The sequence below is a fragment of the Rhodococcus sp. NPDC004095 genome, from assembly GCF_053604015.1.
Window position 1 is genome coordinate 213,427 of sequence record NZ_JBSGGS010000010.1, and the last position, 16,800, is coordinate 230,226.

At 69.7% G+C, this 16,800-nt stretch carries 20 protein-coding genes; 12 read left to right on the forward strand and 8 right to left on the reverse strand.

Going from position 1 to position 16,800, the window contains the following annotated elements; translation table 11 throughout:
• Positions 1 to 111: 111 nt before the first annotated feature.
• The 4 genes from ACWEPG_RS20490 to era all read left to right on the forward strand — a co-directional run bounded on the left by ACWEPG_RS20490 (position 112) and on the right by era (position 4,064).
• Positions 112 to 1,200, forward strand: a complete 1,089-nt coding sequence (locus ACWEPG_RS20490; protein WP_450135203.1) for a PhoH family protein — start codon at positions 112 to 114, stop codon at positions 1,198 to 1,200.
• A gap of 66 nt (positions 1,201 to 1,266) precedes the next feature.
• Positions 1,267 to 1,809, forward strand: a complete 543-nt coding sequence (gene ybeY / locus ACWEPG_RS20495) for an rRNA maturation RNase YbeY (protein WP_450112745.1) — start codon at positions 1,267 to 1,269, stop codon at positions 1,807 to 1,809.
• Positions 1,810 to 1,815: 6 nt separating this feature from the next.
• Positions 1,816 to 3,150 carry a hemolysin family protein gene (locus ACWEPG_RS20500; RefSeq protein WP_450112746.1) on the forward strand — a complete coding sequence of 445 codons (1,335 nt, stop codon included), beginning with the start codon at positions 1,816 to 1,818 and terminating at the stop codon, positions 3,148 to 3,150.
• Entirely contained in the window at positions 3,147 to 4,064 is a 918-nt protein-coding gene (era, locus tag ACWEPG_RS20505; RefSeq protein WP_452595153.1) for a GTPase Era, read from the forward strand. Before ACWEPG_RS20500 ends, era begins: the two co-directional genes overlap by 4 nt.
• Positions 4,065 to 4,079: 15 nt before the next feature.
• Here era and ACWEPG_RS20510 read toward each other — a convergent pair whose 3' ends face one another.
• On the reverse strand, positions 4,080 to 4,379 hold the full coding sequence (locus ACWEPG_RS20510) for a putative quinol monooxygenase (RefSeq protein ID WP_452595154.1): 300 nt from the start codon (positions 4,377 to 4,379) through the stop codon (positions 4,080 to 4,082).
• A 130-nt stretch (positions 4,380 to 4,509) separates the two neighbouring features.
• On the opposite strand from ACWEPG_RS20510, the gene ACWEPG_RS20515 reads away from it, so the two are divergent.
• The gene (locus ACWEPG_RS20515; protein ID WP_452595155.1) at positions 4,510 to 5,142 is read left to right on the forward strand and encodes a dihydrofolate reductase family protein; all 633 of its coding nucleotides are present in this window, start codon (positions 4,510 to 4,512) and stop codon (positions 5,140 to 5,142) included.
• Positions 5,143 to 5,172: 30 nt separating this feature from the next.
• Here ACWEPG_RS20515 and ACWEPG_RS20520 read toward each other — a convergent pair whose 3' ends face one another.
• Entirely contained in the window at positions 5,173 to 5,730 is a 558-nt protein-coding gene (locus tag ACWEPG_RS20520) for a TetR/AcrR family transcriptional regulator (RefSeq protein WP_450134946.1), read from the reverse strand.
• 1 nt (position 5,731) lies between these two features.
• Complete coding sequence (locus tag ACWEPG_RS20525; protein ID WP_452595156.1) at positions 5,732 to 7,192, reverse strand: amidase; 1,461 nt, start codon at positions 7,190 to 7,192, stop codon at positions 5,732 to 5,734.
• A gap of 137 nt (positions 7,193 to 7,329) precedes the next feature.
• Between ACWEPG_RS20525 and recO the strand changes: the two genes are divergently transcribed.
• The 6 genes from recO (at position 7,330) to ACWEPG_RS20555 (ending at position 10,649) form a co-directional block, all read left to right on the forward strand.
• Positions 7,330 to 8,139, forward strand: coding sequence for a DNA repair protein RecO (gene recO / locus ACWEPG_RS20530; RefSeq protein ID WP_450134948.1), 810 nt, complete (start codon positions 7,330 to 7,332; stop codon positions 8,137 to 8,139).
• The gene (locus ACWEPG_RS20535; RefSeq protein WP_452595157.1) at positions 8,096 to 8,908 is read left to right on the forward strand and encodes an isoprenyl transferase; all 813 of its coding nucleotides are present in this window, start codon (positions 8,096 to 8,098) and stop codon (positions 8,906 to 8,908) included. The genes recO and ACWEPG_RS20535 overlap by 44 nt, the downstream gene beginning before the upstream one ends.
• Entirely contained in the window at positions 8,905 to 9,306 is a 402-nt protein-coding gene (locus ACWEPG_RS20540; RefSeq protein ID WP_450112754.1) for a hypothetical protein, read from the forward strand. Before ACWEPG_RS20535 ends, ACWEPG_RS20540 begins: the two co-directional genes overlap by 4 nt.
• A 171-nt stretch (positions 9,307 to 9,477) precedes the next feature.
• On the forward strand, positions 9,478 to 9,909 hold the full coding sequence (locus ACWEPG_RS20545; protein ID WP_450112755.1) for a hypothetical protein: 432 nt from the start codon (positions 9,478 to 9,480) through the stop codon (positions 9,907 to 9,909).
• A 283-nt stretch (positions 9,910 to 10,192) separates the two neighbouring features.
• Positions 10,193 to 10,414, forward strand: coding sequence for a hypothetical protein (locus tag ACWEPG_RS20550; RefSeq protein WP_450112756.1), 222 nt, complete (start codon positions 10,193 to 10,195; stop codon positions 10,412 to 10,414).
• Positions 10,415 to 10,445: 31 nt separating this feature from the next.
• The gene (locus ACWEPG_RS20555) at positions 10,446 to 10,649 is read left to right on the forward strand and encodes a hypothetical protein (RefSeq protein ID WP_450112757.1); all 204 of its coding nucleotides are present in this window, start codon (positions 10,446 to 10,448) and stop codon (positions 10,647 to 10,649) included.
• 111 nt (positions 10,650 to 10,760) lie between these two features.
• Here the strand turns inward: ACWEPG_RS20555 and ACWEPG_RS20560 are convergent, their stop codons facing one another.
• The 3 genes from ACWEPG_RS20560 to ACWEPG_RS20570 are packed head-to-tail and all read right to left on the reverse strand — an operon-like array spanning position 10,761 to position 12,400.
• Complete coding sequence (locus ACWEPG_RS20560) at positions 10,761 to 11,495, reverse strand: Clp protease N-terminal domain-containing protein (protein ID WP_450112758.1); 735 nt, start codon at positions 11,493 to 11,495, stop codon at positions 10,761 to 10,763.
• Positions 11,496 to 11,550: 55 nt separating this feature from the next.
• Positions 11,551 to 11,967: a Fur family transcriptional regulator gene (locus ACWEPG_RS20565; RefSeq protein ID WP_450112759.1), complete on the reverse strand. Its 417-nt coding sequence runs from the start codon at positions 11,965 to 11,967 to the stop codon at positions 11,551 to 11,553.
• Between the two features lies 1 nt (position 11,968).
• The gene (locus tag ACWEPG_RS20570) at positions 11,969 to 12,400 is read right to left on the reverse strand and encodes an ArsR/SmtB family transcription factor (protein WP_452595158.1); all 432 of its coding nucleotides are present in this window, start codon (positions 12,398 to 12,400) and stop codon (positions 11,969 to 11,971) included.
• Positions 12,401 to 12,521: 121 nt separating this feature from the next.
• Here ACWEPG_RS20570 and ACWEPG_RS20575 point away from each other — a divergent pair, with 121 nt between their 5' ends.
• A complete protein-coding gene (locus ACWEPG_RS20575) occupies positions 12,522 to 13,913 on the forward strand; it encodes a glycine--tRNA ligase (RefSeq protein ID WP_450112761.1) in 1,392 nt (463 codons plus the stop codon).
• 64 nt (positions 13,914 to 13,977) lie between these two features.
• Here ACWEPG_RS20575 and ACWEPG_RS20580 read toward each other — a convergent pair whose 3' ends face one another.
• Both ACWEPG_RS20580 and ACWEPG_RS20585 read right to left on the reverse strand, forming a co-directional pair.
• A complete protein-coding gene (locus tag ACWEPG_RS20580) occupies positions 13,978 to 14,718 on the reverse strand; it encodes an ABC transporter permease (RefSeq protein ID WP_452595159.1) in 741 nt (246 codons plus the stop codon).
• 12 nt (positions 14,719 to 14,730) lie between these two features.
• Positions 14,731 to 16,788, reverse strand: coding sequence for a TPM domain-containing protein (locus tag ACWEPG_RS20585; RefSeq protein WP_452595160.1), 2,058 nt, complete (start codon positions 16,786 to 16,788; stop codon positions 14,731 to 14,733).
• Between the last annotated feature and the right edge of the window lie 12 nt (positions 16,789 to 16,800).

Sequence of the window (16,800 nt, forward strand, 5' to 3'; positions counted from 1 at the left end):
GCGAGCGAGATAGACTGCGAACACCACCATCGCCGGATCAGGGAAGCAGGCCATAGCAACCACGTGAGTGCAGACAGCGAAACGGGTGAGACCACGGTGTCGTCGTCCGCCATGTCCGGATCCGGTGTCTCGGCGCGGACGGCCGACCGGCAACAACGCCCCGCACAGCGCTCCGTTCGATCCAGCATGGAGGTTCCACCCGAGTCGGTGCTGCCCCTGCTCGGATCGACCGACGAGAACCTCAAGGCACTCGAACGGTTGCTCGCCGCCGACATCCACGTGCGCGGCAACAGCGTCACGCTGACCGGCCGCGTCGAGGACGTCGCGCTGGCCGAGCGGGTGTTCGGCGAACTCGTCGCCATCGTCGGCCGCGGCCAGACGCTCACCCCGGATGCGGTGCGCCGCAGCGTCTCGATGCTGACCGACGGTGCGGGGGAGTCGCCGGCCGAGGTGCTCAGTCTCGACATCCTGTCGCGGCGCGGCAAGACGATCCGGCCGAAGACCGTCAACCAGAAGCGGTACGTCGACGCGATCGACGCCAACACCATCGTGTTCGGCATCGGACCCGCAGGCACGGGCAAGACGTATCTGGCGATGGCGAAGGCCGTGCAGGCGCTGCAGTCGAAGAACGTCAGCCGGATCATCCTGACCCGTCCGGCCGTCGAGGCCGGGGAACGGCTCGGATTCCTGCCCGGCACCCTGCACGAGAAGATCGACCCGTACCTGCGGCCGCTGCACGACGCGTTGCACGACATGATGGATCCCGAGGCGATCCCGAAGCTGATGCAGGCCGGGGTGATCGAGGTGGCACCGCTCGCGTACATGCGAGGCCGCACCCTCAACGACGCGTTCATCATCCTCGACGAGGCTCAGAACACCACCGCAGAGCAGATGAAGATGTTCCTCACCCGGCTCGGATTCGGGTCGAAGATCGTCGTCACCGGTGACGTCACCCAGGTGGACCTGCCCGGTGGGCAGCGTTCCGGCCTGCGCGCGGCGGCGGAGATCCTCACCGACATCGACGACATCCATTTCGCGGAACTGACCAGCGCCGACGTCGTGCGGCACCGGCTCGTCTCCGACATCGTCGACGCCTACGATCGCTACGACTCCGACCGGCTCGACGACGTCAAGCTCGGTAACCGGGCACAGCGGCGAGCCGCCGAGACATCGCAGCGGCGCGCGGCGGCGCGGCGCTGACCGAACCGGAATTTTCGAAGTGAGCCCCCGCACCGACGCCGACGCGGCCCGAGGAGAACGGCACAGATGAGCATCGAGGTATCCAACGAGTCCGGGATGGACGTGTCCGAGGCGGAGCTGGTCAGCGTCGCCCGGTTCGTGATCTCCCGCATGGACGTGCATCCGGCGGCCGAGCTGTCGATGGTGCTCGTGGACCTGGACACCATGGCGGACCTGCACATGCGCTGGATGGACCTGCCCGGTCCGACCGACGTGATGTCGTTCCCGATGGACGAGCTCGAACCCGGCGGGCGGCCCGACGCGCCCGAACCGGGTCCGGCGATGCTCGGCGACATCGTGTTGTGCCCGGCGTTCGCCGCGGACCAGGCCGCGAAGGCCGGTCACTCCACTGCGCACGAGCTGGCGCTGCTCACCGTGCATGGCGTCCTGCACCTGCTCGGCTACGACCATGCCGAGCCGGAGGAGGAGAAGGAGATGTTCGCGCTGCAGAACAGCCTGCTCGCCGAGTGGTACGAGGACCTGGACCGGCAGCAGCGCGAGGCCGAACTGGCCGCCCGCGACAGCCGGCTGCTCGGCAAGACCGGCTTCGTCGGGCCGACCGATGAGTGATCACCGGTGACCGGTGCCGTCGTACTGATCCTGTTCGCTGTCGTCCTCGTTCTCCTCGGTGGGCTGTTCGCCGCCCTCGACTCCGCGCTGAACACCGTCTCGCCGGCCCGCGCCCTGGAGATGGCCAAGGACGAACGTCCCGGCGCCCAGCGGCTGCTCGCGGTCGTCGAGGACCGGCCCCGCTACGTCAATCTGATGGTGCTGCTGCGCATCGCCGCGGAGATCAGTGCGACGGTGCTGCTCGCGGCGGGTCTGCTCGAACTGCTCACGCGTGGCTGGGCGCTCGCGGTCACCGCAGTGGTGATGGTGCTGGTCAACTACGTCGTGATCGGTGTCGGGCCGCGCACCGTCGGCCGTCAGCACGCCTATTCGATCGCGCTCGCAGCCGCGCTGCCGTTGCAGTGGCTCGGTGTCCTGCTCACCCCGATCAGTCGGCTGCTCATCGTCATCGGCAATGCGCTCACCCCCGGCAAGGGATTTCGCAACGGACCGTTCGCGTCCGAGATCGAACTGCGTGAGCTGGTCGACCTGGCACAGGAGCGCGGCGTCGTCGCCGACGAGGAACGCCGGATGATCCAGTCCGTCTTCGAACTCGGCGACACCCCGGCCCGTGAGGTGATGGTGCCGCGACCGGAGATGGTGTGGATCGAGGCCGACAAGTCGGCCGGACAGGCTACTTCGCTGGCCGTGCGCAGCGGACACTCGCGAATCCCGGTGATCGGTGAGAACGCCGACGACGTTCTCGGCGTGGTGTACCTGAAGGACCTGGTACAGAAGACGTATCACTCCACCGACGGCGGCCGCGGCGTCACCGTCGCCGAGGTGATGCGGCCGGCCGTGTTCGTGCCCGACTCGAAACCCCTCGACAGCCTCCTCGCGGAGATGCAGCGCGACCGCAACCACATGGCGCTGCTCGTCGACGAGTACGGCGGCATCGCCGGACTGGTCACCATCGAGGACGTGATCGAGGAGATCGTCGGCGAGATCGCCGACGAGTACGACACCGACGAGATCCCGCCCGTCGAGGACCTCGAGGACGGCCGCTACCGCGTCTCGGCGCGGCTGCCGCTCGAGGACCTGGGCGAACTGTTCGACCTCGAGATCGACAGCGACGAGGTCGACACCGTCGGCGGCCTGGTCGGCTACCAACTCGGCCGCGTGCCGCTGCCCGGCTCCGAGGTCGTGGTCGCCGCCGGCGACGACTCGGACACCGCCGAGCGCCTCGTGCTGCGGGCCGAGGGCGGCAGCGACATGCGCGGCCGCGTCCGGATCACCACCGTTCTCGCCTGGCGCGCACCGGAACCCGACGACGCCGACACCGACACCCAGGAGCACGCATGACCACCACCCAATTCCGTTCCGGCTTCGTCTGTTTCGTCGGCCGCCCGAACACCGGCAAGTCGACGCTGACCAACGCGCTGGTCGGCAGCAAGATCGCCATCACCTCGTCGCGGCCGCAGACCACCCGGCACACCATCCGCGGCATCGTGCACCGCGACCACGCTCAGCTGATCCTGGTCGACACGCCCGGTCTGCACCGCCCGCGCACCCTGCTCGGGCAGCGGCTGAACGACCTTGTGCGCGACACCTATTCGGAGGTCGACGCGATCGGCCTGTGCATCCCGGCGGACGAGAAGATCGGCCCCGGCGACCGCTGGATCCTCGAGCAGGTCCGGCAGGTCGCGCCGCGCACCAAGCTGATCGGCATCGTCACCAAGATCGACAAGGTGAGCAAGGACCAGCTCGCGCAGCAGCTGATGGCCGTCTCCAAGCTCCTCGGACCGGACACCGACGTGGTGCCGGTGTCCGCCTCGTCGGGGGAGCAGGTCGAGGTGCTGGTCGACGTGCTGGCCTCGCACATGGAGGAGGGTCCGGCGTTCTACCCGGACGGCGAGCTCACCGACGAGCCCGAGGAAACCCTGATGGCCGAGCTGATCCGCGAGGCCGCGCTGGAGGGCCTCGGCGACGAGCTGCCGCACTCGCTGGCCGTCGTCATCGAGGAGATCGTCGAACGCGAGGGGCGCACGGAGAAGCAGGGCGAACTGCTCGACGTGCACGCGCTTCTGTACGTCGAACGCCCCAGCCAGAAGGGCATCGTCATCGGCAAGGGCGGTGCCCGGCTGCGCGACGTCGGCACCAAGGCCCGCACCCAGATCGAGAAGCTGCTCGGCACCAAGGTCTACCTGGAACTGCACGTCAAGGTGGCCAAGGACTGGCAGCGCGACCCGAAGCAGCTGGGCCGGCTGGGCTTCTGACCCCCTCCTCCCCGGTCAGAGTTTGTCGGCGAGGACGTCGAGATTGCTGATCTCCGGCGGCACGGAGAACAGTTCCTCGGCGCGCTCGCCGAGAGCCTTCGCGACGGCCCCACCCAGATGCGTCGCCCGCCCGGCCTCGTCGGGGAACGCGTCGATGATCCCGAACGACGACGGTCCGAACCGCACCGCGAACCACGCAGTGGTGTCCGGCTCCTGTTCGACGAGCGGCACCGCCGACCGCAGGAACTCCTCGACCGCGTCCTCCTTGCCTGCCTTCGCCTCGAGCCGGACCAGCAGTGCCTTGGTGGTGACCATGGGAACCTCCTCGGTTCAGTCGACCAAGAACCAGCATCACACCGCCGGGTGTCCTTGGGAAGGTGCCTGTCCGTCGACGCCAGGAGGTCTACCTTCCAAGGAAGGACAACCACCTCAACTGGAGGACGGCATGGGTCTCATCCACATCGAGCTGTTCGCAACCCTCGACCTCGTCGGGCAGGCACCCGGCGGCCCCGAGGAGGACCCGGTCGGGTTCCCGTTCGGCGGCTGGCAGGCGCCCCTGCTGGACGAGGTCGCCGGGGCGCAGGTCGGTGCCGCGTACGAGGGCACGGACGCCCTCCTGCTCGGCCGACGGACGTACGACATCTTCGCCGCCTACTGGCCCCATCAGGAGGGCGGCGAGGACAACGAGATCGCGACGCTCTTCAACAGGGTCCCGAAGTACGTGGCGTCCCGCGGCAGGCCCGACCTCTCGTGGGCGGGGTCCACGCGGCTCGGCCCGGATCTGGCGACCGCGGTGCGTGAGATCCGGGACCGGCACGAACACGTGAAGGTCGTCGGAAGCCTGAACCTGGTCCAGACCCTCCTGCGCGAGAAGCTGTTCGACCGCCTCGACCTCTGGGTGCACCCGATCGTGCTCGGCGTCGGGAAGAAGGTGTTCGACGGCGGCGCGGTGCCCACCAACCTCACGCTTCTCGATGCGCCGGTGGCCGGTCCGAAGGGCACGGTGTACCTGCGCTACGGGCTCGCCGAGGGCACGCCGCGGACGGGCGACATGACCGCACCCGACCGCGGTGCCTGACCGGACGACTGAAGCCGCCCCGGCGCCGCGTCAGCCGCCGGCGAGCAGCCGCAGGATCGCGACGGAGACGTCCTGCGGCACGCCGGTCGCGACGCGGCGCAGCTGCAGACCGGCGATTGTCGCGACCAGGGTCGGGGCGACCGCGGCGGCGTCCGGCACCCCGAGGGCCTCGAGGATCGTGACGGTCAGCGCGTCGTAGGCGGCGAAGCACTCGTCGGCGGCGTCCTGCAGCGACGGGTCGCGGCCGGCCTGGATGTACAGCTCGAACGGAGCCAGACGCTCGGCCGACCAGCCGAGGTCGCGGACCACCTGTTCGGTCAGCGACGCGGCGTCGACGATGCTCAGTCCCCGGTCCCGGTAGCTCTCCGCGAGGGTCGTCAGCCGGGCGGTCTCGTCGGTGACGAAACCGAGCAGCGCGTCGCGCAGCATGTCCGTCCGGGTGGGGAAGTGGTAGGTGATCGAGCCGAGCGACACGCCCGCCTGTGCGGCGATCCGCCGATTGGTCACCGCCGCGACGCCGTCCGTGCCGATCACGTGCAGCACCGCGTCGAGGATCCGGTCCCGGGCCGGCGCCGTCTGCGTCGTCATCTCACCACCACCGGTCGGGACACACCGTGTCCCAGCGCAGTTCGCGTTCGAGCTGCCCCGCGAGTGCCACCAGCATCGGCTCGGTGGAGTCGTGACCCATCAGCTGCACGCCCCGCGGCAGCCCGTCGGCGGTGAACCCGGCGGGGACGTTCACCGACGGCCAGCCGAGCACGTTCCACGGCCACGTGTACGGGCACGCGGCGGTGATCACCTTGTCGGTGTCGAAGTGTCCGGTGTGGTCGATCGCGTGGACCGGAGGCGGCGGGGTCGCGGTGGTCGGGGCGAGGATCACGTCGAACTCGGAGAAGATCGCGCCGATCCGCCGCCGGATCCGCGGCTCGGCGGCGCGGGCGGCGCGCAGCGGCAGGCCGCCGAGCAGGCGTCCGTTGCGGGCGTTCGCGAGGGTGCGCGGGTCGAGCAGCGACGGATCGGGTGCGCGCCGTCGCCACAGCTCCAGCCCGGCCATCGACCGGGGAAGGAAGTTGGCGCCCAATGTGATTCCATAGTCCGGGTCGGCGAGGACGACCTGGTGCCCGAGCCGGCGCAGGGTGTGTGCCACGGCGCCGACAGCGCCGAGCATCTCCGGGTGCAGCGCGGTCGGGGTCGCGGTGAACGGCCGCTTCAGCGACAGTGCGATCCGCAGCGGTCCGGGGTCGCGGTCGGCGGCCTCGCGGACGGTGACCGGCCGTGGCGTGTGCAGGTCGCCGTCGTGCGGTCCGGCGACGAGGTCGAGGAGCAGGGCCGCGTCGGCGACCGTCCGGGCGAGCGGGCCGATCACGGTGATGCCGTGGAACGCCTCGGGATCCGGCCAGGTGGAGATCCGTCCGCGCTGCGGCTTGATGCCGACCAGGTTGGTCCACGACGCCGGGATCCGCACCGAGCCGGCGCCGTCCGAGCCCAGTGCGGCGGGCACGAGTCCGGCCGCGACCGCGGCGGCGCTGCCGCCCGACGAGCCTCCCGGGGTGCGGCCGCGGTCCCACGGGTTGCGGGTGTGGCCGAAGCTGCCGCCGGTGAAGGGCCACTGGCCAAACTCGGGGCTGTTGGTCTTGCCGACGATCACCGCGCCGGCGGCGCGCAGGCGGCGCACCACCTCGGAGTCGGCGGTCTTGGCGGGGAAGTCGCCCGCGCAGCCGAATGCCGTGGGTTCGCCGGCGACGTCGACGTCGTCCTTGACGGCGATCGGGACGCCGAGCAGGGGGAGTCGCTCACCTGCGGCGAGACGGCGATCGGCGTCGGCGGCCTCGGCCAGCGCGGCGGTGCGGCGCACCACCTTGAACGCGTTCAGGGTCGGCTGGGCGGCGGCGATCGCGTCCAGACTGCGGGTGACCATCGCGACCGCGGTGGTCTCGCCGGCGGCCAGCGACCGCGCGCACTCCTCGAGCGACGGCCAGGCGCGGTCGGACCCCTCGTTCCCGACCGCGCCCACCCGCGGTGCCCCTTGTTGACCGGTGTCAACGCTCATGTCGCGCCCCCTGTTCGTTCGAACGAACGGTAGCAGCGGCTCCGCCGCCCGTGAGTCCTTTTCGCCCACTCGCGGGCCAAAAGAACTCACGGCGCGGGGGGTGCGGGGGTGACGGTGCCCCGTGGGAGACTGGTTCGGTGAGGTTGTACCGGGATCATGCGGTGGTGCTGCGCCAGCACAAGCTGGGCGAGGCGGACCGCATCGTCACCCTGCTCACCCGCCAGCACGGTCTGGTCCGGGCGGTGGCCAAGGGCGTGCGCCGGACGAAGTCGAAGTTCGGGGCCCGGCTCGAACCGTTCGCGCACATCGACGTCCAGCTCTACCCCGGCCGGAGCCTCGACGTGGTGACCCAGGTGCAGACCCTCGACGCCTTCGCCACCGACATCGTCGACGACTACGGCCGCTACACCACCGCGTGCGCGATCCTCGAGACGGCCGAGCGGCTGTCCGGGGAGGAGCGGGCCCCGGCGCCGCGGCTGCACCGGCTGACCGTCGGCGCGTTGCGGGCGGTCAGTGACCAGATCCGTCCGCCGGAGCTGATCCTCGACGCCTTCCTGCTGCGGGCGATGGGTTTCGCCGGCTGGGCCCCGGCCCTCGACGAGTGCGCCCGCTGCGCCGCTCCCGGACCGCACCGCGCCTTCCACGTCGCGGCCGGGGGAGCGGTGTGCGTGCACTGCCGCCCGCCCGGTGCGGCCACCCCGTCACCCGGCGTGCTGGACCTGATGAGCGCCCTCGACCGCGGCGAATGGGCGTACACCGAGACCGTCTCCCCGGCGGTGCGCTCCCAGGCGTCCGGGCTGGTGGCCGCGCACCTGCAGTGGCACCTGGAACGGCAGTTGCGGACGCTGCCGCTGATCGAGCGGTCCCGGCCGCATGCCGCTGTCGACGAGGCGGTCGGGCAGGATGAAGGTCGTGATCCGACGACGCGCACCGCAAGCCTCGCCTGACCGGGAGATCCGGCCCCCCAGCCCGCACCCGTCCGGTGCCCGGCCCCCGATCATTCAGCCGGAACTGATCCCCCGGCACGTGGCGCTGGTGATGGACGGCAACGGTCGCTGGGCGCAGGAGCGGGGCCTGCCCCGCACCGCCGGTCACGAGCGCGGCGAGGCCGTGCTGATGGACACCCTCGAGGGCTGCATCGAGATCGGCGTCAAGTGGCTCTCGGCATACGCGTTCTCCACCGAGAACTGGAAGCGCAGCCCCGAGGAGGTCAAGTTCCTCATGGGGTTCAACCGGGACGTGATCCGGCGCCGGCGTGACGAGATGCACGAGATGGGTGTGCGGGTGCGCTGGGCGGGACGGCGGCCGCGGCTGTGGGCGTCGGTGATCAAGGAACTCGAGATCGCCGAGGAGATGACCAAGGACAACGACGTGATGACGCTGACGATGTGCGTCAACTACGGCGGCCGAGCCGAGATCGCCGATGCGGCAAGGGAGATCGCGCGGCGGGTCGCGGCCGGGGAGATCAACCCGGAGAAGGTCACCGAGGCGACCGTCGCCCGGTTCCTGGACGAGCCGGAGATGCCCGACGTCGACCTGTTTCTGCGGCCGTCCGGCGAGCAGCGCACCTCGAACTTCCTCATCTGGCAGTCCGCCTACGCGGAAATGGTGTTCCAGGAGAAGCTGTTCCCCGACTTCGACCGACGTGACCTGTGGGCGGCGTGCGTGGAGTACGCCTCCCGCGACCGGAGGTTCGGTGGGGTGAAGGAGCAGTGAGCGAGGACACCGCACAGGTGCTGCAGGGCCGCGCCCGCGACACTCTCGCGCATTTCGTGACTGTCACCGAAACCGACGACGGCTCACTGGGATTCGAGTACGCCGGGGCGCTGTGTTCGCTGCGGGCGGTGGCCCTGGCTCCGGGACTGGAGGTGCTGGCGCTGACGGCGGTGCTGGCCTGGGACCGGCCGGTCAGCACCACACTGCACCGCAGGGTCGCCGACAAGAACGCGGCGCTGCAGTTCGGACTCGTCTCCGTGATCACCCGCGGCCGGTTCGCCGATGTCATCCTCCGGTACACCTTCCCGGCCGCCGGACTGACCGACGAGGCGTTGACCACGATGCTCCTGCTGGTGCTTTCCGGGGTGGATGACAGCAGGCAGGGCCTGCTGCCGTAGCGGAGGTCGCCCGACCCCCCGGGCCGGCTCCCGCGCCGGTACCCCCAGGATTTGGGGGTACCGGTCGTGCATCGGGCCGGCACAGACTGGGGACATGGGCGTGAGGCGAAATGTCGAGATCCTCCGTTCGACCCTGCGGGATGTTGCCCGCGCATCAGGTGACACAACATCATGGGAAACGGCGATATTCATCAGAAGCTGCACGGCTTGTTCCTCGGCCGCGACTTCGACGCAATGGACGACTACCTCGATGCGAAGTTCACCTATGAGGACGTGCCACGCGGCCTGGCAATGCACACCCTGGGTGAGTTCAAGGGGTGGCTGCAGGGGTGGCTGACCGGGTTCTCCGATTCCCGGATCGAGGAGGCGCAGTACCTGGACGGGCCCGACTTCTCGGTGTGCATGTTCCAGGGAAGGGGTCGCAACGACGGTCCCCTGGGCGACCTCCCGCCGACCGGCCGGACGACGGACCGTATCGTACTGCGAGGTAATGCGATTCGGATCGGATGGCAAGGTCGTCTCCTGCCGGATCTTCTGCGACCAGTTGTCGCTCCTGAGCCAGCTGGGCCATATCACCCAACCCGCATGAGGATGTGGATGTGAGAGCCGACGTGCCCGTCTCGTCGTCGTGACGAGGCGGGCGCGCGTCAAAGGTGCGCGATGTCCGACATGTGACGGCTCCGCGCAGGGTCATTCCTGCGAGGGAGGTGTCGGACTCCTGCGCCTGGGTGAGGAATGCGTACTCGGGAGTCATTCGGTGCGAACGGATTTGCGGGGATCCATTGGTTGCGCAGATGCGAATCGCTGTTAACATACGTGCCCGAGGGGGTTGCGATCCGGTCCGGCCGCAGACCTGTCGACAGCGATCACGAGGGGGCGTCGCCTGATGAATGCGCTCGACCGAATCCTGCACTACGAGATGAAGGTCTCCGAGTTCCTCGGAGTCCTGATCTTGGTGGGCATCCCGTACTTCGTCATGGGCGTCGTGTGGACGCTCACGCACACCGATCACCTGCGGGACATGCACGGACTCGACGTCGTGATCTCGTTCCTCGGTTCCGTCGTGTGCTGGCCGGTGCTCACCTTCTCGAATGTGTGCATGACGTGAGGCATGGTCGGTTGCGAGCGGAGATCCGTCGATGATCCTTCTGGTTCGGCTGATAGACCTCGGCGTCCTGTACCTTCGGATCCTCGGTGGCAGGGTGGAGGTCGCCGGTGCGGTGCGTGCACTCGCCTGGATTGCCTTCGTGTCACTCGCGCTGCTGGGCCTCGGCCTGTTCGGGTTCGTGGTGGTGCACCTGCTCGACGTCATCTCCGCAATCACCGGCGACACCTACCGCTGACCCCGCTGCCGGTGGTCGGGCAGTCCGGCCCGAGGTTCGCCTACCCGCCGTACACCGACCGCGCGCAGGCGGTGATGCGGCGGATGTTCCGACCGATCCGTTGGCGTCCGCTCAGGACTCCTTCGGTGTGAGTGCGGCGAGGGCAGCGGTGAGGTCCGCCTCGAGTCGGTCGCGGTCGACGCCCAGGCCCGACAGCGGACCGTTGCCGTCCTCGACCTCGAGCAGTGCGAGGAGAACGTGCTCGGTGCCGATGTAGTTGTGGCCCAGTCGAAGTGCGTGACGGAAGGTCAGTTCCAGTGCTTTGCGTGCGGCGGTGTCGTAGGGGATCAGTTCGGGTGTCTCGTCGGCAGGCGCGGGCAGGGTGGCGGTGACGCCCTCGCGGACGGCGTCCACGGTCACGGACTGCCTGCCGAGGAGCAGCAGGGCCAGCGACTCGGGTTCGGCGAGCAGGCCGAGGGTCAGATGAGCGGGCGTGACCTCGACTGAGCCGGCGGCCTTGGCCTCGTTGTGCGCCGCGGCGACGACGTTGCGTGCCCGCGGGGTGAACCGGTTGAAGCCCTGGTTCGGATCGAGGTCGGCGGCCGTGCCGGGATCCTTCGGGGTGAACCGCTTCTGCACGGCCTGCTTGCTGACGCCCATGCTGCGGCCGATGTCGGTCCAGGAGGCGCCGGTGCGGCGGGCCTGGTCGACGAAGTGGCCGATCAGGTGGTCGGCGACATCGCCGAGGTGGTCGGCGGCGAGCACCGCATCGGAGAGCTGTTCGAGCGGATCGGCGTGGACCTTCTTGATCGCGTCGATCAGGTCGTCGAGCCGGATCTTGGGGGTGAGTTGTGTGGGTTCCGACATGCGTCAACTCTAAGTTGACGATGGGCAATCGTCAACCATTGGTTGACGAGAGTCGTCACGCGGTGGCGCAGGTGCGGCAGGTGCCGAAGATCTCCACGGTGTGACTGGCGTCGGTGAACCCGTTGGCCTCCGCGATCGACTGTGACCACCGCTCGACCTCCGGACCGTCGACCTCGACGGTGAACCCGCACGACCGGCACACCAGGTGATGGTGGTGGCCCGACGAGCAGCGGCGGTACACCGACTCCCCGGTGTCGGTGCGGAGCATGTCGACGGTGCCGGCCTCGGCGAGGGTCTGCAGGGTGCGGTACACGGTGGTCAGGCCGATGCCCTCGCCGCGCTTGCGTAACTCGTCGTGCAGATCCTGGGCGGACCGGAACTCGTCGATCTCGTCCAGGAGCGCCGAGATCGCGCTGCGCTGCTTGGTCGCGCGCACGCCGACCACCACCGGGATGCGGGGCTTGTCGGTCACGTCAGTGTCCTTCCTCGGCGTGGGCGACGGCGTCGATCACGATGTGGGCGAGATGGTCGTCGACGAGGCGGTAGACCACCTCGCGCCCGGAGCGGTCGCCGCGAACCACGCCCGCGGACTTGAGGACTCGCAGGTGCTGGCTGATCAGCGGCTGTGTGACCTCCAGTGCGTCGACGAGTTCGTGCACGCACCGCGGAGCCTCGTGGAGTTGCAGGACGATCGCGATCCGCACCGGCGCGGCCAGGGCTCGCAGGAGGTCGCCCGCGGCGTCCATGGTCTCGCGACCCGGCAGTTGTGCGGGGGGAGCGGCTTCGGCGCCGGGGCTGTGCAGACCGTCGGCGTCGGTGATGCTCACTTCGGCGTACTCCTTCGCGGTGGATGTCCGGGGTGTCGTGCTCGGGCTCACGATGACCTTATTGCAAACCGTATCCATTTTGATATGCACGAGTATGCATGTCAAACGGTGAATTGGGGTGTGCTCGCGCCTGCCGATAGGCTGGGAACGCACGTCCCTATCCACACAGCATCTATTACCCAGATGGAGAGCTTCCCCAGTGGCACCCAAGTCCAAGGTCGAAACCGTCGCCAACCTCGCCAAGCGTCGAGGTCTCGTCTTCCCCTGTGGCGAGATCTACGGTGGCACCCGGTCCGCCTGGGATTACGGGCCGCTCGGCGTCGAGCTCAAGGAGAACATCAAGAAGCAGTGGTGGCGGTCGATGGTCACCAGCCGCGACGACGTCGTCGGCCTGGACTCCTCGGTCATCCTGCCCCGCCAGGTGTGGGTCGCGTCCGGCCACGTCGGCGTCTTCAACGACCCGCTCGTCGAATGCCTGAACTGCCACAAGCGGCACCGGCAGGACCACCTGCAGGAGGCGTACGCCGAGAAGAAGGGTCTCGACAACCCCGACGACGTCGCGATGGACGTCCTCGTGTGCCCCGACTGCGGCACCGTCGGTCAGTGGACCGAGCCCCGCGACTTCAACATGATGCTCAAGACCTACCTCGGCCCGGTCGAGTCCGAGGAGGGCCTGCACTACCTCCGCCCGGAGACCGCGCAGGGCATCTTCGTCAACTTCGCGAACGTGCTCACCACCTCCCGCAAGAAGCCGCCGTTCGGCATCGGCCAGATCGGCAAGAGCTTCCGCAACGAGATCACCCCCGGCAACTTCATCTTCCGCACCCGCGAGTTCGAGCAGATGGAGATGGAGTTCTTCGTCAAGCCCGGTGAGGACGAGGAGTGGCACCAGTACTGGATCGACACCCGCCTCGCCTGGTACACCGACCTCGGCATCAACCCGGACAACCTGCGTCTCTACGAGCACCCCGAGGCCAAGCTGTCGCACTACTCCAAGCGCACCGTCGACATCGAGTACCGCTTCGAGTTCCAGGGCAGCGAGTGGGGCGAACTCGAGGGTGTCGCGAACCGCACCGACTACGACCTCCGCGTCCACGAGGAGTCCTCGGGCCAGGACCTGAAGTACTTCGACCAGGCCACCGGTGAGCGCTACACGCCGTACGTGATCGAGCCGGCTGCCGGCCTGACCCGATCGCTGATGGCCTTCCTCGTCGACGCCTACCAGGAGGACGAGGCGCCGAACGCGAAGGGCGGCGTCGACAAGCGCACCGTGCTCCGCCTCGACCGCCGGCTCGCGCCGGTCAAGGCGGCGGTGCTGCCGCTGAGCCGCAACGAGGCACTGAGCCCGAAGGCCAAGGATCTCGCGGCGACGCTGCGCAAGAACTGGAACGTTGAGTTCGACGACGCCGGCGCGATCGGCCGCCGCTACCGCCGCCAGGACGAGATCGGCACCCCGTTCTGCATCACGGTCGACTTCGACACCCTCGACGACCACGCCGTCACCGTGCGTGAGCGCGACACCATGGAGCAGGAGCGGGTCTCCCTCGACAAGGTCGAGGGCTACCTCGCGCAGCGCCTGATCGGCGCGTAAGCACCTCTGGCACCTGTGCGCGCTTTTCGGGTGGCGGGAGCCACCGAAAGCGCGCACAGGTGCGTCAGCGCCTGACCACCCCGCGGGCGACGAGTTCCATCGTGACCGCGACCGCACAGGTCTGCGCCAGCAGGACTCCGACGAGCACCAGGATCTGCACGGCCCCCGCCTGCACCGCGGATCCGCTCGCGAGCAGGACACCCACGAAGGCGCCCGGCAGCGTCACCAGCCCGACCGTGCGCGTCTGATCGAGCCCCGGCAACAGGGCGTCCGCGGCGCTGTCGTGGACCACCAGCATCCGCGAATCCCGTTCGCTCAGGCCGAGACTGAGCGCCGCCTCCACCTCGCCTCGCCGCTGTCCGATGGCGTCGAGTGCGCGTTTGGCGGCCAGCGAGGTGGACGTCATCGCGTTACCGAGGAGGATGCCACCGATCGGGATCAGCGCGACACCCTCCAGCGGCACCACACCGCTGAGCAGCATCGGGGGCAGGACCGCCGCCATGCCCGTCGCCAGTGCCGCGGTCAGCCACATCCCGGATCGGCCGGACCGCGATCGGCGGGCGGCGGTGACCGAGGCCGCAACGAACATCACGACCAGCACCGCCGCCGCCGACCACAGATGTCGTAGCGCCGCAGCCAACACCAGCGAGACCGCGGCCAACTGGGCGGCGCCGCGGGCCGCGGCCGCAGGTACCGACCACGGACGGTCGAGCCCGGCGACCCGGTACACCACGGCCGCGGCGAGCGCCATCGCCGCGCACAGCAGCGCGAGCGCGATCCCCGGGTGAGCGAGGGCCGCACTCATGCCCATCGGTCCCTAGAACCGTCCGCTGCGGCTGATCCGGCCGGAACTGCTGGGGCCGCCGAACGATCCGGGCCCCCGGCCGCCGCCGCTCCGGTAGCCGCCTCCGCGGTTGCCCCAGCCGCCGCCGCTCCGGTAGCCGCCTCCGCGGTTGCCCCAGCCGCCGCTCATGCCGCCGCGCATCATCGAGTCGATCAGGATGCCGCCGAGGATCGCTCCGTTCATGCTCTGCTGCTGCTGAGGCCGCCGGCTGGCCTCCCACTGCTGGACGTCCGACTGGGCCAGCCGGAGGGCCCGGCCGCTGAGGTCACCGGCCGCCTTCGCGTGCTGCAGCGCCTGCGACGGATCGGACTGGGAGAGCTGCCGCGCGGCGTCCAGATGCCGCTCTGCCTCCGACAGTCGGGTGCGGGCCTCTGCGCCGACCGCGCCGCGCCGCGTGGCGATGAAGTCGGTGGCCGCGGTGATCTGGGCCTGCGCAGCGGTGATGTCCTGCGTCAGACGTTGCGCCGTCCGTTCGGCGGTGGCCTTGGCCTCGGTCGCGGTGGCGATCACCTCGTCGAGCGCGGCATCGGCCTTGGCGAGTTCGGTGAACGCACCGAGCGGGTCGCTGTCGCGAGTGGCCTCCGCCTTCTCGAGAGCCGCCTGTGCGGCGGCCTTCGCGGCGGCCAGGTCCGCGCCGCCGTGCGTGGCGAGGGCGTCGGCGTCGGTGATGTCCTTGCGGGCGTCCTCGATCGCGGCGGGCAGCGTCGCCATCGCGGTTCGGATGTTCTCCGCGGCGTGGTCGATGCCGTCGAGCAGTTCCCGGACCTGGTCGAGAGCACCCTCGGCGGCCCGGATCGCGACGACCGCCGGGCCCTGCTTGCCCGCGGGCCTGCTCGCGGCCTCCCGGCCCGCGGTGATGTTCTGGTCGGCGTACGCCAGTTGCTCACGCGCCAGCGCGATGTTGCCGTCCACCGAGGCCAGTGCGGGAGCGGGGAACTCGCTGCGCAACGAGACCAGGGTCTTCTCCGAATCGGGGATCCGGACCGTCATCTCGACCGTCCGCTGGGTGAGCGCGTCGAGCCGGGCCGGCGCGTCGATCAGCAGGTCCCGCATGCCGTCGAACTCGGTCACCCGGTCGTTGAGCTCGCGGTCGGCGCGGCTGCAGGTGGCGATCAGCTCGACGAGCATGTCGCGCTGCTGGTCCGGGGTCTCCGGGATGTCGTCGTCGAGCCGCTGCCGGATCGTGAACGCCGACGCGAGAGTCGACTTGGCGCTCTCGTATGCGGCGGTGAACGGGGCGGTCGCGGCATCACCGAACTCGCCGCGGGCGAGGTTCAGTTCCTCCTCGCTGGTGCGGATCGCGTTGTCGGTCTCGACGAGGACCTCCTTGGCGCGGGCGTCGAGGGCGGCGATCGGCAGCGTCGCCACCGCGGCCGGGTCGGTCCAGTCGATCTCGGCGTTGCCGGACCTGCCGCGTCCCGCCGTGCTCTTGCGGCGGCGGGTGTAGAGCACCGCGCCACCCGCGACCACGACGACCGCGCCGCCGATCACCAGATACTTGACGCCGGAACCGGATCCGGTCGACGACATCGCGTCGGACAGCCCGCCGGCCGCGGACACCGCGGCGCCGGCCCAGTCCTCCTGGCGCAGCGCCGGCACGATCGCGTTCCGTTCGATGTCCTCGACCTCGGACGCGGACACTCCGGAGATCCCGGACGGGACACTGAACGAGTACGCGCGGTCCCCGGTCGCGACGGCCAGCAGGGCGGTCCCGTTGCCGAGGCTGCTCAGCTGCTCCGTGCGGCCGGCCCACGCGTCGGCGTCCACGCCGTCGAACGAGTCGACGTACACCACCCACAGCTGCACCTGGTGCTCGTCGAACAGGCTGTCCAGCGCGGCCTGGACGTCGGCGCGTTCGGACCCGTCGAGCACCCCGTTCGGATCGGTGATCTGGGAGGGCAGCCGCGACGGGGCGTCCGCTGCGGCGGTGGCGGGCAGACCGAGCAGGGCGATCAGGGTGGCCACGAAGGCGAAGGCCGCGGCGACCGCGCCCCTGCGTCGACCGGCAACGACGGGGTGTGCGAGTGACATGATCACGAATCT

Excerpts from the sequence above, each read along its gene's own strand:
- ACWEPG_RS20535 (WP_452595157.1), top strand. The coding sequence starts at position 8,096 with ATGAAGGTCGTGATCCGACGACGCGCACCGCAAGCCTCGCCTGACCGG.
- era (WP_452595153.1), top strand. The coding sequence starts at position 3,147 with ATGACCACCACCCAATTCCGTTCCGGCTTCGTCTGTTTCGTCGGCCGC.
- ACWEPG_RS20585 (WP_452595160.1), bottom strand. The coding sequence starts at position 16,788 with ATGTCACTCGCACACCCCGTCGTTGCCGGTCGACGCAGGGGCGCGGTC.
- ACWEPG_RS20520 (WP_450134946.1), bottom strand. The coding sequence starts at position 5,730 with ATGACGACGCAGACGGCGCCGGCCCGGGACCGGATCCTCGACGCGGTG.
- ACWEPG_RS20510 (WP_452595154.1), bottom strand. The coding sequence starts at position 4,379 with ATGGTCACCACCAAGGCACTGCTGGTCCGGCTCGAGGCGAAGGCAGGC.
- ACWEPG_RS20550 (WP_450112756.1), top strand. The coding sequence starts at position 10,193 with ATGAATGCGCTCGACCGAATCCTGCACTACGAGATGAAGGTCTCCGAG.
- ACWEPG_RS20545 (WP_450112755.1), top strand. The coding sequence starts at position 9,478 with ATGGGAAACGGCGATATTCATCAGAAGCTGCACGGCTTGTTCCTCGGC.
- ACWEPG_RS20580 (WP_452595159.1), bottom strand. The coding sequence starts at position 14,718 with ATGAGTGCGGCCCTCGCTCACCCGGGGATCGCGCTCGCGCTGCTGTGC.
- ACWEPG_RS20560 (WP_450112758.1), bottom strand. The coding sequence starts at position 11,495 with ATGTCGGAACCCACACAACTCACCCCCAAGATCCGGCTCGACGACCTG.
- ACWEPG_RS20570 (WP_452595158.1), bottom strand. The coding sequence starts at position 12,400 with ATGGATACGGTTTGCAATAAGGTCATCGTGAGCCCGAGCACGACACCC.
- ACWEPG_RS20525 (WP_452595156.1), bottom strand. The coding sequence starts at position 7,192 with ATGAGCGTTGACACCGGTCAACAAGGGGCACCGCGGGTGGGCGCGGTC.
- ACWEPG_RS20490 (WP_450135203.1), top strand. The coding sequence starts at position 112 with ATGTCCGGATCCGGTGTCTCGGCGCGGACGGCCGACCGGCAACAACGC.
- ACWEPG_RS20555 (WP_450112757.1), top strand. The coding sequence starts at position 10,446 with ATGATCCTTCTGGTTCGGCTGATAGACCTCGGCGTCCTGTACCTTCGG.
- ACWEPG_RS20515 (WP_452595155.1), top strand. The coding sequence starts at position 4,510 with ATGGGTCTCATCCACATCGAGCTGTTCGCAACCCTCGACCTCGTCGGG.
- ybeY (WP_450112745.1), top strand. The coding sequence starts at position 1,267 with ATGAGCATCGAGGTATCCAACGAGTCCGGGATGGACGTGTCCGAGGCG.